Genomic DNA, 16,915 nt, shown 5'->3' with positions numbered 1-16,915 from the left:
CTAAGGTAACCTCGTTACAAACTGATGAAGTATTGTATATTTATTTATATTTTATGTTTTGTTTTTTTTGTTGGTTGCGGAGATGACATAGATCTCGACGGCCGCGCTTCTCAGAATAGTACAATTCAAATCTCCGACGATGACAATTTTGTCGTTGCGATCAATAGAATTGCCAGTGCGGATTCGGGAGTAGCTTTTAATCGTCTGTCAGATGTAAATGGTTCTCTATCGATTCTTCGTGTAGCCAATGATGAAAACATCAAAGTGGATGAAATCACTGTAGGTAAAGATCCGCGCAGCGTATCTATCAATAAAGACTTTACGCGCGCATTTGTGAGTAACGGCCAAGACAACACGGTAACCGCAATCGATATCTCTGCCGTTCCTGGTGGTGGAACCGCTGCTGTTTTAGCAACAATAAATGTTGGATCTGAACCGCGTGGTACCGCGCTAACTCCAAGTGGCGAAAAACTATATGTCGCGAACTACGGAGAAGGAACTGTTTCGGTGATTGACACCGCCACAAATACCGTTATTCGCACAATAGAACTAGAATTTTTTGGTACAAATATTGATCCTTTTGTACTGGCGAATCCATATGCAATCGGAATTAGTGACAATGGCGATGATGCAGATGAAGACGAAAATGTTATTGTCGCGGACTTTTTCGGGCGTCCTATAGAGCAGTTGCCGAAGGATAGCCGTGAAGGTTTTGACAATGGAAAAGAAGGACGCATTGCTTTTATTGATGTATCTAACGATGAAATTCTAAATGTGATCACTCTTTCTCCTGTAAGAGATACTGGTTTTACCGCAAACCGTATTCCTTTTCAACAAACCGTATTTAGAGTCTCTGGTGGCGCAAAAGGCAATGCACCACAAGGAGCTTTTTTCAACCAGCTTCACACCATGACATTTCGCGATGGTACGGCAAATATCTATTTGCCATCTATTGGGGCAAGTCCAGAACCTCCTGTAAATTTCAATGTGAATGTTCAATCGCTTATTGGTGTGATCCAAACAGGTGCGAATGCTGAAGTTGCCAACCAACATTTCAATCTAAATGCACGCTTCAAAAATGAGCGTGAACCAATACCTCCATTTGATGCAGGAAATGATTTTCGACTTGACCGCACATTCTCTGCTGACACCATTGCTATGGCGATTGAGGTCGATACGGCTTTATTTTTGAGTCGTGCGGGAGCTTTTGTTACCAAAGGCTTTTTTAATGGTGACCAGATCGCTTTTGATGTACCAGCGGCTTTTCGCATACCTGTGGGCAATGTACCGAATGGTATTGTGATGAACAGCGACGCGACCCGCGCCTATGTAAACTCAGATGTGGAGTCAACAACAACCGTGATTGATGTCGAAGCGGCAGAGCAACTTGCGAAGATCGAAAACGCCACATTGCCTCCAGCAGGTACGGAGCAACATCAAATTCTGATAGGAAAACTCGCATTTTACACTGGAATGGGTTTACCTGCAGAAGATTTATTGAACCAAAACGTACGCGATATCGACACTCATAGATTTCGTAACGTGGCTTCTAAGGACAACTGGAGCTCTTGCGCTTCCTGTCACCCTGATGGTTTAACTGACGGTGTTACATGGATTTTTGGTACTGGTCCACGACAAACTCTTCCCTTAGACGCAAGTTTTTCATTCGTTGATCCTGACAATGACCGTCGCGTCATGAACTGGAATGCTGTACGCGGAAGTGTGACCGATTTCAACAACAATGCGCGTAATGTACAAGGAGGCTTTGGTTTTACTCCTGATGCACAGCGTGTTATTGATGACCAAGGGCAACCAGGCGATGTCGAAGACTTTGATGAAGTATTCAATCATGGTCCCGATGAAAATACCTTTGTTGAAAACTTAGGGCGTATAGGTATCTCTGATTCCTTGAATTTAATGACACTATACACCCAAAGGGGGATACGTACTTTTAACCGTCCTACCAATTTAGATAACGCCGCCGTACTTCGCGGACGCGATGCGTTTGAAATTTTCTGTGTAGATTGTCATAGTGGAGATAAGTGGACAACTTCGCAGATTTTGTGGGACACGCCGCTATTTGACATCGGAGGAAATCAGCTCGATGATGGCGTTGTGGTCATTGGACCGGCACGTAGTACTCTCGAATTCAATGAAAATGGCGAAACATTTACCATTATCAATCAAAATTTCGAAACCTTTGACCCAAATAACCCCATTGAAGTGCGTGGCAATGCACAACCTGCTTTGGGACAGAACGTTTCCTTCAACCCTCCTTCGCTTCTAGGAGTGCGCCACACATCACCTTATGGACACAATGGTCGTGCGGAAAGACTGGAAGATATATTCTTACCAAGAGTTGACGACGGTCTAGAGCATTCTACTTTCGGGGCCAATGATGCGCAAATAAGAGATATCCTTGAATTTTTGCAAGCCATCGATGAAGCCGAAGCGCCATTTCTATTTCTAAGAAAAAAATAAACGAAATATCAGCGTGTAGTTCTTTGCTACACGCTGTACATTCCACGTTAATCCCGCTCCACACATTCTCATGAGGTCTATATGCAAACTTTCCTTAAAAACGCCACAACATTTTTTAGCAATGCTGGTTTTATTGCATTTTTTGTCGCGGTGAGTTTATCTTTTTATGTAGGTCAATTTACTTCTCCTACCTGGACAACAACTAGAGTTACTATTGATGCCAAACAAGACGATAGTGGTAATTTTTACTATATTTATCGCGAAAAAAAGCAAGAGCTTTCTGAACCTGTAAGTGAAGACAAGGCAGTATTGAGTGCGAAAAACTTACAGCAACTCAATGCAAAAGGTCTTGCTCCTTCTATCACCGAAGAAGTAGTTTTCGCGGTCAAAGACGGTAAAACTTTATATTATCAAATAACAGCAAAGCGCCATTGGCAAATATGGTCTCTACTTCCGGCTTTTATAGCCATTGTTTTATGTTGGTGGACACGCGAGCCTATAACAGCCTTGAGCAGTGGGGTCATTTGTGGTGTTTTGCTTGTTGGGGATATCGATGTCTTCACAAGTGCTCTTTTACCGAATATAGGTACAGCAAATGCCGCGACCATTTTAATACTGTATTTATGGTTTTTAGGTGGCCTCTTGGGAATATGGGCAAAAACAGGCGCTTCGTTGGCATTCGCAGAATACGTGACAAAAAAATTTGTTCGTGGTCCCAAATCAGCAAAACTGGTTGCGTGGTTCTTGGGTGTTATCTTTTTTCAGGGGGGAACCATTAGCGCTGTATTGGTTGGTACAACAGTGAAACCTATTGCTGACAAAGAAAAAGTGAGCCATGAAGAACTATCTCTTATTGTCGACTCCACGTCTTCACCGATTGCAGCAATACTGGCGTTTAACGCCTGGCCAGGTTACGTACAGGCTTTTCTATATGTCTCAGGTGTTGCGTGGCTAGCCACGGAACAAGACCGCGTTGATTTTTTCTTCCGCAGTATACCGTACAGTTTTTATGCCCTCTTTGCGGTGATTTCTACATTCTTAGTAAGTATCGATAAACTTCCGAGTCGGACATTGCGCGCGGCGAGGGAACGAGCGCGCGACACAGGTGCACTTGATGCTCCGGGAGCGGAACCATTAAGCTCAAAAGAACTTGAACTGGCCGAGGTTCCAGGCAACTACGCGCCACATATGATTGATTTTTTGTTACCTTTGTTCACTATATTGGGAATCGCCATCGGTACATACATTGCATCAGGAACACCACAAATTTTATCGGCGTTTGGAATTTCCTTGGTGTTGTCGATGTTTTTGGCTTGTTTTCGTGGCATGAAACTTCGCGATGTGATTGAAGGAATGGCAAATGGTTGGAAAGGGGTGGTTCTTGGTAGTGTTATTTTACTACTCGCCATTTGCATCGGTAATGTGAGTAAAAATGCCGGAGGAGGAGCATACTTAGTCGATCTTTTGGGTTCGGAGACACCTTATTATTTGCTACCAGCGATCTTATTGGTTATTTGCATTGTCATTTCGTTTTCCACAGGAACAAGTTGGGGAACCATGGCGGTGACTTTTCCTTTGGGGATGCCTCTTTCTTACGCGATTGCGGTAAATAACGGCCTCGCTGATCCACAGTTCTATATGATGGTTTGTTTCGCTACCATACTTAACGGATCGATATTTGGCGATCAGTGCTCTCCGATATCTGACACGACTATTTTAAGTTCGATGTGTACTGGTTGCGATTTAATGGATCATGTGAAGTCGCAAATACCCGTGGCGGTAACATCAATGCTATTGGCTCTTATTTGTTGGACTGTGTGCGTTGTCGTGTATGCATAATATTTGAGAAAGGAACTTCTATGACAGAGCAGCTTTCGCAGCTTTTTGATGAAATATGGGAATGGCAGATGGAGACAGATCCCTTAAGTGCCACGTTTTACGGAGATCATCGTTACAACGATCGTCTCCCCTCATTGCGCCTGGAGGACATTGAAGAGCAAGCGACAAAAAAACGTGAATTTGTCGAAAAATTACAGCAGATAAATGTAGATGAACTCAAGCAAACGGATCAAATCAATCACAAAATAATGCACCGACTTCTCGATGAAAAACTACAGAGTTTTCACTTTAATATGCATTTGATGCCTCTAAGTCAAGTTCACGGATTTCATGTGTATCTACCAGAGCTACCAAACTATACTGTATTGCGTGCAGCTAAAGATTACGAGATGTACATTACACGGTTACAAAAAATACCACAATACATTGAAGAACATATTGAATTAATGCGCGTGGGGCTACAAAAAGGTTGTACCTTGCCAAAGGTGGCATTGTCTTCTTGTACGAAAAGTATCAGTACGCAAGCAAAGCAAAAAGTAGACGAAAACCCCTTGTTCCAGCCGTTTTTAAAAATTCCAGTAACGATAGAAAATGGTCAAGAGCTAAAAGAATCTGGCGAACAAGCGGTACAAGAAATACAGCAGAGCTACCAAAACTTTTTGCAATTTTTAAGCGAAGAGTATATTACAAACACACGCGAAGAAATAGGTATTTCCGCGATTCCCAATGGCAAAGCTTGTTATGAGTTTTTGGTGAAATCCCAAACAACTCTTGATGTGACACCTCAGGAAGTTCATGATATTGGTTTGCGCGAAGTCGAACGCATCAAAGCAGAGATGCTGAAAATTTTAGAGCAAGTCAATTTTAGCGGGGATCTAGAACAGTTTTGTAAATTTTTACATAGCGACGAAAGATTCTACGCAAAAAGTGAAAAACAGCTCCTCGCAGAGGTAAGTTTTATTTTGAAGACCATGGATGGTAAATTGCCACAGCTCTTTTCACATTTGCCACGCACACCGTACGGAATTAAAAAAGTTCCGGATCAAGTAGCGGCGCGTATGCCAGCCGCGTATTATATGCCCGCTCCTGGAGATGGCAATGGCGCTGGTTTCTATTTTGTGAATACCTATAACTTAGAATCGAGACCTTTGTACGAGTTGGAGGCTTTATCTCTACATGAAGCTGTTCCTGGGCACCACTTGCAAATTGCCATACAACAAGAGTTGACAGAGTTGCCGAAGTTTCGACGTTTTGCGCGATTTTTAGGCTTTTTGGAAGGTTGGGCTCTGTATTGTGAAAAACTTGGCAAAGAGATTGGTTTTTACGAAGATCCATATAGCGATTTTGGACGGTTGTCCTTTGAGATGTGGCGTGCATGTCGTTTAGTGGTGGATACCGGACTACACTATTTTGGTTGGAGCAGGCAACAGGCCATCGATTATCTTTCGAGTCACTCTTCGTTAACAAAACACAGTGTCACTGTGGAGGTGGATCGATATATTTCTCTGCCAGGGCAGGCCGTGAGTTACAAAATGGGTGAGTTAAAGGTGAGTGCTCTGCGCAAGTTAGCCGAAGAAGGTTTGCAAGAAAAATTTTGCGTGCGCGAGTTTCATCACGTATTCTTAAAAGAGGGGGCGATCCCATTAAACATATTAGAAGAGAATATCAAGTCATACGTTGCGCAAGGCAAATAGTTGGTAAATCTTACCAACTATTGCTATTTTTGTAAGAATAACTGTAGTGGGTGCGGATAATGGGTAGTTCGCGTTCACCTAGGTTTGATTCTTTTACTTGTTCTTCTGGGTGAACTTGCATGAAGTAGTATTCTTTTTCACCATGACTACTGAATTTGATATCCGTATACTCTTGGGCTTCAAAATTTGTAAATATGGTAAAGATAAGACCCATTAGAGAAAATATTGCGAGTAAACGTAACATTGTAAATCCCCTTATGTAAAAGACTTTTCGAGTTCCTGTGCTCGACATTTTAATATTTCGACATATTTGAACAAATGTCAAATTTTTTATGGAAAAATATCTATGCTTACTCTTTTTATTCGTAACACCTTGGTTGTTTTAGCCTCTGTATTTGGGAGTGTTAGCGCAATATTTGCCGCAATGGTTTTTTCTCCACCTACAGAGATTTTTCCTGTACAAAAAATATATTTGTATCTGTTTTTATGCGCATTTTTGTGTGTGACATGTATCGTTGCGCTATACATCATGGCAAAGAAAAACAACTCTTCTAGCGACATGGACTTGCTGTTGTGGCTTATAAACGGCCTCATATCGACTTTCGTACTCATCGCTCTTTTAACCTATCTTTTGCTCAGGACCTTCAGAGAGGAATTAATGTGAAATATCCCAAGCTTTTGTTACTGTACCTATTGCCAAAAAATCTGCTGAGCTACATCGTGGGGATTTTGACAAGTCTAAAATTACCACAGTTTATACTCAAACCTCTTATCGCTACATTTGTGCGTGCTTACAAAGTCAGCATGAACGAAGCCGTGCCTGCAAAATATCGCACGTTTAACGAATTTTTCACCCGGGCACTACGCCCTGAATGTCGCCCAATAGACGAAGATACACATAGTATCGTGTCTCCTGTAGACGGTATCGTAGGTTACAGTGGCGAAATCAAAAGGGACACTTTGATCCAAGCCAAGGGACGCGAGTACTCCCTAGACGCTTTCGTCGCCAATAAAGAATACGCTGAGATATTTCGCGGAGGCGTATACATGACAATATACCTAAGCCCGAGCCACTATCATCGTATTCATACTCCCGTCGCTGGTAAGGTGACATCTCTTAATTACATTCCGGGAAAACTATATCCCGTGAACCCGTTCGCGATCAATAATATCGATCACATTTTTTCCAAAAATGAACGTTTGATTTCCATTATCGAGTCTGACACCGCAGGCAAAGTAGCGGTAGTCAAGGTCGGAGCGACAAATGTCGGTAAAATTAAGGTAGTCTATGATAGCGTCACTTCTAATAACTTTTGGCGCAAAGGTGTGTTTAAAACATACGAGGATGTGAATTTGCAAAAATGTGAAGAACTAGGCAGATTCGAATTAGGCTCCACAGTCGTGCTACTCTTCGAAAAAGGCAAAGTAAAGTTAACACAAGACACCCCAGAGAGTGATGTACTCCTAGGACAAAAAATCGCCGAAGTATGCAAATAAAATGATATCGATTGTCCTACCCGTATACAACGCCGAAGAACACATCAAAAATGCCATAGATAGCCTGCAAAGGCAAACTCTACAGCAATACGAGTTAATTATCGTCGACGACGGTTCTCGTGATCATACAGCGCAGTTCATACGCAGTTACAACGACAAACGCATAAATGTAATTTCGCTAGAGAAAAATCGCGGGATCGTCGACGCTTTAAATATAGGTATCCAAAACGCGACAAGCGCGTACATCGCACGCATGGACGCCGACGATCTATGCCACGAAAATCGCCTACAGCAACAATACGATTTTCTACGAGAAAATGAACACATAGGTGCGGTGTCGTGCCGTGTAAGATGTGAAACGACGCAGCACAATAAGGGCATGCAAGAATTTGTCACGTGGACAAACACACTTCTCTCATGTGAGGAAATCTACCGCAATCGTTTCGTAGAAACTCCGCTAATACATCCCAGCATGATGTTCCGTAAGAGCCTGATAGACAAACACGGTGGTTACAGTCACGACTTTCCCGAAGACTACGAACTGTGGCTGCGCTGGCTGCATCACGGGGTGCGCATACAAAAACTTCCCGAGTATTTATTCACCTGGAACGACCCACCACAACGCCTAACCCGAACAGACCCTCGCTATCATGAAAGTCAATTTTATGCGTGTAAGACGCACTACTTAGCGAAGTGGCTAGATAAGAAAGGTATTGGCGAAGTTGTGGTGTGGGGAGCAGGAAAAAAAGCACGACAATATGCGGCACTGCTGCGAGATTATGGCGTCAATATCCAGGGATACATAGACGTAGACGCCAAAAAAATTGGCAAAACAATACACCAAAAACCCGTGTACCACTACGAAAAAGACTTTGTGCAGTACAGCGATTTTTTTGTACTCTCTTACGTAGGAAATCGCGGTATTCGCGACAAGATCACCGCCTACCTAGAGGAACGTGGATTGACCAATGGCGTAGATTTTTTATTGATGGCTTAGGGAAACCATAGTTACTATCTCTAAGCCAAAACACTAACTTAGATTGTCATCCCTGTAAAAGCACATACCTGTCAAGCTAAGATGTAAAATATTTCTAAATAAAGACTTACAAAACCGTGTCATTCCTGGCTTGACCAGGAATCCACAAAACAAAGTTAAATTGTATGCGCCTGGATCCCTGATCAAGTCAGGGATGACACGAGTTTGTAAGTCGTTTTTTTAATCGCACAACATATTTATGTTGTGCGTTGTTGGAAACGAAAGTCAACCGGTATTTGGGGGAACGGGCGGACACAGGGTCCGCCCCTACAACGCACGTTGTAAGAGGTAAATTTATGTTGTGCGGTGTTGGAAACGAAAGTCAACCGGTATTTGAGGGAACGGGCGGACCCTGTCCGCCCCTACAACGCACGTTGAAAAAGGTAAGTTTCTGTTGTGCGGTTTGTTAACCGGTGTTTTTCAATCCACCAGAGATGGCGTTGGTCAATTGCAGTAAATCCTTGAGAAGTTTTTCGGCTTCTTTGCTTTGGCTTTGTGCACGCCATTCTTGGAGTTTTTTGACCTGTAGTTCGTGTAGCGCTACCAAAATAGGTCCACGGCGCGCGATGTTTTCTAGCTGGCGGGTACGTCTTTCGGATACCGGAGCGTCGAACATGTGGGTGATTTGCTTTAGCGCTTCTTTGTAGTCGTACAACAACACGTCCATCAGCGCCGTTTGTGCGTCTTTGTTGCCTACTAGGTTGGCGAACATTTGCATTACCTTGTCGTCGGCGTTGAGTAAATTTGTCTCTACTTGAATCAAGGTGTAGAACAAAAATGGCCATGACTCGCTGACTTCTTTCAATTGCTTGTACTCATCGGGAGATTCTGTTTGCAATTGTTGTAAAGCATTTCCCACGCTAAACCATCCGGTAAGGTTAAAACGTGCTTGGTTCCAGCTAAATACCCACGGAATAGCGCGTAGGTCTCCCAAGGAACGTTTACCTGTGCGTCGTGCAGGTCTGGAGCCAATTTTACTGTGTTCGATGACATCTATGGGGGTGGCGTTGCTGTAGAATTCGATAAAATGGTCGTGGTTGACTAGTTGTGGATAGTGGGTGAAGGCTAGGCTGGCCAACTTATTCATTGCCGCGGTAGGATAATCTTCATGGGTTTTTCCTAAGTAGCTCTTCATTGCCTGACGTGCGACACCGGCTTGCAGCATTTCTAGATTGTATATACTGCTCATAGGGTTGGAGAACTGTTCGGCGATGGTTTCTCCTTGGACGGTTAGTTTGATGTGTCCGCTGACGGAACCTGCCGGCATACTATCTAAGAAGCGGTGGTATTTTCCACCTCCACGGCTAATGGTTCCTCCGCGACCGTGAAAAAAGCACAGTTTTACATCGTGTTTGGCGGCGACGGCACTGAGTTTTTTCTCTGTCTGGTATATATTCCAGCGACTTGCTAGTATTCCACCATCTTTGTTACTGTCACTGTAACCCAGCATCACTTCGTAGAAACCGTCTTGGTATTTGCGGCGCTCTTGGGTAAGAGGGTGGGTGAAAAAGGCTTGTAAAATTTTTTCTCCGGCCTGTAAGTCTTCTATTGTTTCTAAAAGGGGAACTACGCGAATGGGGGAATGTAATAATCCTACTTCACGAAGAAATAGGTACACCACCAACAAATCGCTCACACCGCGTGTCATACTCACAATGAAGGAACCCACGCCATCGTAGCCATACAATTCGGTGTATTTTTTGACTTCCCAATAGTAAGCGAGTAGCTCATCGGCTTCTTTTCCACACTTACTTCCTTGTAGAGTAAAAGGACGATTTTTGCTGAGTTCGTTGTTTAAAAACTCTATGCGTTGCTCCTCGTTCATTTCACTATAGTGCTGCTGTGTTTCTCCGCAAAATTTTAATAGCTGATCTAGGGCCTTTTCGTGGTAACTACTGTTTTGACGAATGTCCAATTTGGCTAAGTGAAAACCAAAGCATTGTACCTGTCTTTCAATGGGGAACAGCAAATGGTCGGCGACTTTTTGTGCTCCTACTTCTGCTAGAGTAGAGCGCAGCAATTGTAAGTCTTCTTGAAGTGCCTGTGAACTGAGGTAAACTAAGTCATTGTTGTCGTTTTCATCTAAGGTATTTTGTAAACGCAATATCATTAAGTTGACAAATTGTCTCCATGGCTCTTTGGGGTTGCGTTTTAGGGCTTTTTGTCCAGCGTCACCGTGGATTTCGCTGCGCTGAGTAATAAAATCTTGCAGTGACTGTGGCATTTCATTACGTAGAGCGGAAAAACTCAAACGTTTCGCCAAATCAACGAGCTTGTCGCGTAAGATAGTTAAAGCGGCCTGGCGGTGTTTACGCAAGGTCGATGCGGTGACATCGGCACTTACATAAGGGTGGCCGTCGCGATCTCCGCCTACCCAACTTCCAAAATGCAAACGCGGATAGTGTTCTGCGCGACACAGTAATTTAGGATCAAAGCCCATGTTTCGCCATACATTTTGTAAGTGTTGATCACTCATCTGTAGTGCCAGCGGAAATGCATGTGAGAAGTAGTGCATGACATTGTCGCGTTCGTCACTGATTTGCGGTTTTTCTAGATTGACATTACCTGTGCGCCACCAGCGTTCTAGGAGTGCTTGTACTTCACGGCGAATGGCCTCGCGTTCTAGATTTGACCACATGGTGTTTTCGTTTTTCACAAGTAACAAATATAGTTCGCGATGTATTTCGAGAACGGTAATTCTTTTCGCTTCTGTAGGGTGTGCAGTAAGAACAGGGCAGATGTTTAGACTCGAAATCAATTCTGCCATTTGCTGCGGCTCGATACCTTGCTTTTGCCAACCGCGAAATGTTTCTTCCCATGAACCGCGAATCGCTTTCTCTGAATCTGTTACTTGCCTGCGATGCTGAACAGCGGCGTTTTCTTCGACGAGATTTAGTATTTGAAACGCGATACTAAAGGCTTGGATTTGTTTGTTTAAGATACAAGGATCGTTTGAAAGTTCCACTGGGGCGTTTTCGTCACATAACCACGGCAGAGCCTTGGCAATTTCATCCTCACCTAAATTTTGTAAGACATGCTGAAAACACTCCATCACAAAATACAAATCTGCTGAGACTTTGTTTGTACCTTGCGCATTAACATCTTTTTTCATATCATTTACCATGAACTTATTCCAGAAAGGTTAACAACGGTTAGAGTTTTAGTTACAATGTGGTTATTACAAACATTTTTCACAATGTCAAACCTATTTTACCATATTTTATTGACAATAAGATCTTTTCAGCACTAAATCCAAAAAATGATAAAACTTTACGAAGTGGAGACATACGATGAGATACATTTGTTTTCTCGTTATTTTTCTGGCTGTTGGTTGCCAGAGTTTTAATCAGGAAAAATACGACGCGGCTCTAAAAGTCGTCGAAAGTGGTTTAGAGGAAGAGTTTACTCAAAAGAAATATCCACAAGCTGCAATACTTGCACGTGCAGTCCTAGATGCAGAGCCAGACAATGGTCGTGCGTTAGAAATCAAAAAGATCGTTTTGCAAGAAGACCCACGTCTAGATATTTTGTTTAATAAAGCGACACTTGGTTCAAACTACACCGATCGCATCGCCAGTGATGGTGGCAATAGTATTGTATGGGGAATACTACTGTATTTACCCAATAGAGTTTTGGATGTACTTGATTTACTAAATGTAGAAACAGGTGTTTCCGCGGGTGTTGGAGTCAATATCAACATGACCGAATACGGAGCGTTAGGTGCGCAAATTTCCGCTGGTGAGGTACTCATTGGCCTTGACCGTCGTCATCTAAGTTCACGTGCGAGCATTCGCGAATCTGTGGAAATTTTTCCTTTTGAATTGGGGGCAATGGGTGAAGCTCATGCTTCTACAGGTGGCGCAAGAGCCATTGCCTATACCAAAGCGGGTATCAAAAGTCCTTTAGATGACGTCTATCAAAAATCGCGCGACTTCTGGGCAATAGGTGCAGAAATACAGCTAATACCGATGGCTTTTAAGGTGGGGATTCACCCTGTGGAGATGGTGGATTTATTGGCCGGATTCTTTTTTATTGATATACTCAATGACGATTTGGGAACATCACAATCTATCGACTTACGCGGAGATTTAGAAGCGAATATGCGTACTCTGATGCAGCAAACAGCCATTCGCGAGAATCGTTAATCGAGTGCCATATATAAAACCATCGTCACTTGACCGATGGTTTTATATAACCGGTCGCTTTTACAGAAAGAAAACTAATGCGAAAAATTAAGGGGAAATCGCTCAATAAAATCGAAGACAACACCACGTATTTTGCATGCATATTTTATCTCAGCGAAGGAAAGCACACATTTAAAAATTGCTCTTTTCACGATTGTAGTTTCCGCAGCAAAGTAATTCTGGAAAATCCCCGAGGTTGTGAGTTCGTGAACTGTGGATTTTCCGGAGATTTAGAGCTTGATTTATCACGAGCTAATTTGGACGAAATACCTGAGTATGTTTTTTCCCTGACTTCACTTTCCGCACTTGATCTTTCCTCAAATAACATCACTTGTATTCCCCGTGATATATCAAAATTAGTACATTTGACCCATCTGTGGATATTTGAAAATCACATCACTCATATCCCTCCTGAAATAGGACATCTGCGCAAACTACATTACCTCAATGCCTCGATTAATAAAATTAAAGCTGTTCCTCGTGAAATGGGCAAACTCGATAACTTAATCGAGTTACGTCTACGACACAATCAGATGATAGAATTTCCTCTGGCGGTGACAGAACTAAAAAATTTAGTATACTTGTCTTTGACGGGTAACAGAATACGTAATATCCCCCCACAAATTAAGCATCTTACCAAGCTAAAAAAGCTGTGGTGTGACAACAATCCTATCACGGAGGTTAGTGAAGAAATCAAAAATTTACAAAACGCTGTTTTAATCGACCTACTATGGATTTACTTCAGTGAAAAACAAGAGCGATTCCTCCAAGAGGCTTTTCCGGATAGCAAACTCCTCATGACGCCACGGGATTCGTATTTTTTTGAAAAATAGTGAGCTATTTAGATTTGTACTCTTGTAAAAGATCGGCCAAAAAACGTCTAGCAGCATAAAGGCGCTGTTTGACAGCATTTTCTTTAATGCCCAGTTCTGTGGCAATTTCTGCAATTTTTTTCCCTTCCAGATAGAAAAGACTAAATGGTAGGTGTAGTTTTGGTCTTTGCTCCTTAAGTTTTTCTACAGAGTCGTTGAAATCGATATATATATTTACCCATTCATCAACGTTGGTTTCTTTCTCAAACCCTTCGAAAGTAGATGTTTTTTTCTGTTTGCCCACCTCGAAAAGTTTAGATTTTATAATGCGAAAAAAAAGACCGCGTAAATGTCCGCGATCGCGACTTAAACGTTTTACGCCACGGTAGTCATTTTTTATTAAATCGTATAATACATCTGATGCCAATTCATACGTCTTTAAATCGTCTAGGCGTGGGGCATAACGCTTAAATTTTGCCGCTAAAGCGTCATAATATTTTGCTGCCAAATACTCTGCTAACATCGAAGGACCATTGTCGTGGGCAATATTTTCCATTTCGCTCCACTGAGTATCAATTTTTGATAAGCTTTCCACCATTGTGTTTTCCCTTTACTTGCAACAATTATTTTTTTCCATCATAACATTCTGCAGTAAGTTTAGAAAAAAAATTTTTCATCATAACCTTTTGTTTTGTTACTCGGAATACATATGTAAATGAACACAATACTTAACCATTAAAATACACTTTCAAAAGGGGAACAAACATGAAAAAACTTTTTATACTTATTGCTATTATCGCGAGTGGGTGCCAATCTTTTCCTTCACCTGAATATCGTTCTGCTGTTTCATTTTCTCAATTTAGTAACGATTTTAACTTCTCGGAATCTTCCGGTGTTTTCTCAGGCTTACAGTTAAATTCACCATCTAGGAGTATTGAAAAGTCTAATCGCAGTTCTTTGTGGGATTCTCTTGGTTTGTCAAATACAAAAACAAATTCAAGTAGTGTAGAATTTGGTGTAATGAACAATTCTTCCACTACCTCTATGGAAGACTATGGAACTATTGGCGCTCCAAATAGTCTATTTGGTCGCTAATCATATACTAAATTGTGAATTCGTGATACAAATTTGATTTTCTATTGCCTAAAAATAGTAAATTATTATAACCTAATAGTGGTTTAAAAAATTTCGTCATTAGGTGGTGGAAAAATGCACAAAAAAATAGGAGAACTCATCGTTGAGGAAGGGTGGATTACACCAGAAGAACGCGATGAAGTATTGGCTATGCAACAAGAAAAACGCAGAAGTGGTGCTGCAAATGTGGAAACGCTTTTGGGAAAATTACTGGAAGAACAAGGACTGGTTACTCCTACAGTCATTGCCGAAATTCTCGATAGACAAAATAATTCTTTTCGCGATAAATTCGAACGTTTAATCACCGAAGAAGAAACTTTCGATTTTGCGGGATACAAGGTCGAACAATTTATTGCTCGTGGTGGCATGGGAATGATTTACAGAGTAAGTTCTCCTAAATTTCGCGGCCCTTTGGTGATGAAAATTATGGATTTGTCGACGATTTCTGAAAAAGTAAAGAAGCGTTTTCAGCGAGAAATTTCTATTATTTTGCGCCTATCACACCCTAATATCGTACAAGTTTTTGATTATGGCGAGTTAGATGGTATTGACTATTTGGTCATGGAGTATTTGGAAGGAGAAACATTTGACCAAATTATCAATAATAGTTCTTTGCACTATTCCTTTTGGTGCCAAAAATTTTTGGTACTTTTGAGTGCCATACAAAAAATTCATGAAAATGGTATCGTGCATCGAGATCTAAAACCGCAAAATATTATGTATAGCAAATACAAACAATTTGTCGTTTTGGATTTTGGTTTAGGTAAAATAAAAGATGAGATTACAAGTCTCACTAGTATTGAAATTCTGGGTACACCGTCTTATATGTCCCCTGAACAAACTGTTCCGACGACAAAGCAAACATTTCAAGTGGATATATGGTCATTGGGGGTTATTCTTTATCAACTATTAACACAAAGGCTTCCTTTTGATGAACAAACAAAGCGTGATCTTCTCCATGCGATTCGCAACCAAGAAATTGTGTCGCCGCAAGTCTATAATCCTGAAATACCGAATGCTCTTGTTGAAGTTTGTAAAAAAGCGCTAAATAAAAATCCCGAAAATCGCTATGCCCAAGTGAAAGATATGGCGGATGCTTTGAAAAAAGCGCTTGCACAAAAAACATCTAAGCCGCAAAAATCGCTTCGCTATCAAAAAATGATGATCTATGGCTTGGGGTGTCTTACTTTAGCAGTAATGATTACCTTTTACCAGCAAGTAATAGTAAAAAGACAAAAACAGCAAACGCCTAATGTGCAAAATACAAATCAGCCAAGCGCAAATCGACAAACAACAAATGATGAAAATACGGATGGTGCAAAACCGTCTTTGCATAAACAAGGTTCGGATACAGTCAACCTGGAACAAGGTGCCCATGAAAAATGGCGTGTTCGCTTAGAGAAAATGCAGCGTGAATATCCGAAAAATAGCCGTAAAGTAAAAGATTGGCAAACCTTTCTTCGCAACTTTGCACAGGACAACCCCTACACAGATGAAGATGACAAGATGAGACAGACGGCTCGTAAAAGAGTGGAAGTATTGCGCAAAAATATACACAAGAAAAAGTGGCATATTCGTTTGGGTAAAATGGAGCGCGAGTATCCGAAAAATAGCAGTAAAGTAAAAGATTGGCAAATTTTTCTTCGCGACTTTGTGCAGGATAATCCCTATACAGATAGGGACGATAAAATGCGGCAAACGGCTCGCACGAAGATACGTACATTACAGACATACAAGAAAAAGATTCAGCAGATAATGGCACAATTTTCCCAAGTTGAAAAAACTCCGTACGTGTTAATTAATGAAAGAATAGAGGCGTGGCAGAGTTTTTATGATAAGATCCAGCGCGATATACCATATTTTTTTCAGGACAATCACATACGCCAAAAAATAAAAGCGCGAATATTAGAGCTAAATAATGAAAAACTACGCAATAGTCAAATGCTCGTTATTTTGATTGTACAAAACAAAGAAATCTTGGCAAAGTGTACCGCTATTTTGCAAAAGGAAGGCTTCCGAACCGATGTATTAAACATAAAAACGAGTAAAAATGAATGTATATACTACAGTCGATTAGAAAGTACTCCTACATTACAACAAGTACAGCATATTTGTAATATTGTCGCAAAGTTTGCTCATCGCAAATTACACATAAAAAAAATTAAAATTGCCGATAAAAAAGAGATACGTTTAAAAATAAGCGATTGAGGTAAAGCACTAACGAATGCGCACACAACG

Annotated in this window: 13 protein-coding genes; 9 read left to right on the top strand and 4 right to left on the bottom strand. The window is 41.5% G+C overall.

Features of this window, described 5'->3' with window-relative positions; genetic code table 11:
- The first annotated feature begins 24 nt into the window (after window positions 1-24).
- From UABAM_RS31270 to UABAM_RS31260, 3 genes are all read left to right on the top strand, one after another.
- The gene (locus UABAM_RS31270; protein ID WP_151971930.1) at window positions 25-2,481 is read left to right on the top strand and encodes a YncE family protein; all 2,457 of its coding nucleotides are present in this window, start codon (window positions 25-27) and stop codon (window positions 2,479-2,481) included.
- Between the two features lie 81 nt (window positions 2,482-2,562).
- A complete protein-coding gene (locus UABAM_RS31265; protein ID WP_151971928.1) occupies window positions 2,563-4,320 on the top strand; it encodes a Na+/H+ antiporter NhaC family protein in 1,758 nt (585 codons plus the stop codon).
- Between the two features lie 20 nt (window positions 4,321-4,340).
- Window positions 4,341-6,014, top strand: a complete 1,674-nt coding sequence (locus tag UABAM_RS31260; protein WP_151971926.1) for a DUF885 domain-containing protein — start codon at window positions 4,341-4,343, stop codon at window positions 6,012-6,014.
- A 10-nt stretch (window positions 6,015-6,024) separates the two neighbouring features.
- Here UABAM_RS31260 and UABAM_RS31255 read toward each other — a convergent pair whose 3' ends face one another.
- Window positions 6,025-6,258, bottom strand: a complete 234-nt coding sequence (locus UABAM_RS31255) for a hypothetical protein (RefSeq protein WP_151971924.1) — start codon at window positions 6,256-6,258, stop codon at window positions 6,025-6,027.
- An 86-nt stretch (window positions 6,259-6,344) separates the two neighbouring features.
- Window positions 6,345-6,608, bottom strand: a complete 264-nt coding sequence (locus UABAM_RS31250; protein ID WP_151971922.1) for a hypothetical protein — start codon at window positions 6,606-6,608, stop codon at window positions 6,345-6,347.
- A 66-nt stretch (window positions 6,609-6,674) separates the two neighbouring features.
- Between UABAM_RS31250 and asd the strand changes: the two genes are divergently transcribed.
- Together asd and UABAM_RS31240 are read left to right on the top strand one after the other, a co-directional pair.
- Entirely contained in the window at window positions 6,675-7,511 is an 837-nt protein-coding gene (asd, locus tag UABAM_RS31245; protein ID WP_151971920.1) for an archaetidylserine decarboxylase, read from the top strand.
- 1 nt (window position 7,512) lies between these two features.
- Window positions 7,513-8,508 carry a glycosyltransferase gene (locus UABAM_RS31240; RefSeq protein ID WP_151971918.1) on the top strand — a complete coding sequence of 332 codons (996 nt, stop codon included), beginning with the start codon at window positions 7,513-7,515 and terminating at the stop codon, window positions 8,506-8,508.
- A 445-nt stretch (window positions 8,509-8,953) separates the two neighbouring features.
- Here UABAM_RS31240 and UABAM_RS31235 read toward each other — a convergent pair whose 3' ends face one another.
- The gene (locus UABAM_RS31235) at window positions 8,954-11,659 is read right to left on the bottom strand and encodes a phosphoenolpyruvate carboxylase (protein WP_151971916.1); all 2,706 of its coding nucleotides are present in this window, start codon (window positions 11,657-11,659) and stop codon (window positions 8,954-8,956) included.
- 178 nt (window positions 11,660-11,837) lie between these two features.
- Here UABAM_RS31235 and UABAM_RS31230 point away from each other — a divergent pair, with 178 nt between their 5' ends.
- Window positions 11,838-12,692, top strand: coding sequence for a hypothetical protein (locus UABAM_RS31230; RefSeq protein ID WP_151971914.1), 855 nt, complete (start codon window positions 11,838-11,840; stop codon window positions 12,690-12,692).
- A 77-nt stretch (window positions 12,693-12,769) separates the two neighbouring features.
- On the top strand, window positions 12,770-13,564 hold the full coding sequence (locus tag UABAM_RS31225) for a leucine-rich repeat domain-containing protein (RefSeq protein ID WP_151971912.1): 795 nt from the start codon (window positions 12,770-12,772) through the stop codon (window positions 13,562-13,564).
- Window positions 13,565-13,568: 4 nt separating this feature from the next.
- Here UABAM_RS31225 and UABAM_RS31220 read toward each other — a convergent pair whose 3' ends face one another.
- On the bottom strand, window positions 13,569-14,141 hold the full coding sequence (locus UABAM_RS31220; RefSeq protein WP_151971910.1) for an RNA polymerase sigma factor: 573 nt from the start codon (window positions 14,139-14,141) through the stop codon (window positions 13,569-13,571).
- 167 nt (window positions 14,142-14,308) lie between these two features.
- On the opposite strand from UABAM_RS31220, the gene UABAM_RS31215 reads away from it, so the two are divergent.
- Together UABAM_RS31215 and UABAM_RS31210 are read left to right on the top strand one after the other, a co-directional pair.
- A complete protein-coding gene (locus tag UABAM_RS31215) occupies window positions 14,309-14,638 on the top strand; it encodes a hypothetical protein (protein ID WP_151971908.1) in 330 nt (109 codons plus the stop codon).
- A gap of 114 nt (window positions 14,639-14,752) precedes the next feature.
- On the top strand, window positions 14,753-16,885 hold the full coding sequence (locus UABAM_RS31210; RefSeq protein WP_151971906.1) for a serine/threonine protein kinase: 2,133 nt from the start codon (window positions 14,753-14,755) through the stop codon (window positions 16,883-16,885).
- The last annotated feature ends 30 nt before the right edge of the window (window positions 16,886-16,915 follow it).

The sequence above is a fragment of the Candidatus Uabimicrobium amorphum genome (assembly GCF_009002475.1).
Lineage (GTDB): Bacteria > Planctomycetota > Uabimicrobiia > Uabimicrobiales > Uabimicrobiaceae > Uabimicrobium > Uabimicrobium amorphum.
Note: the sequence above shows the minus strand (reverse complement) of the source record. Positions and strands in the feature narration are given on the sequence as shown.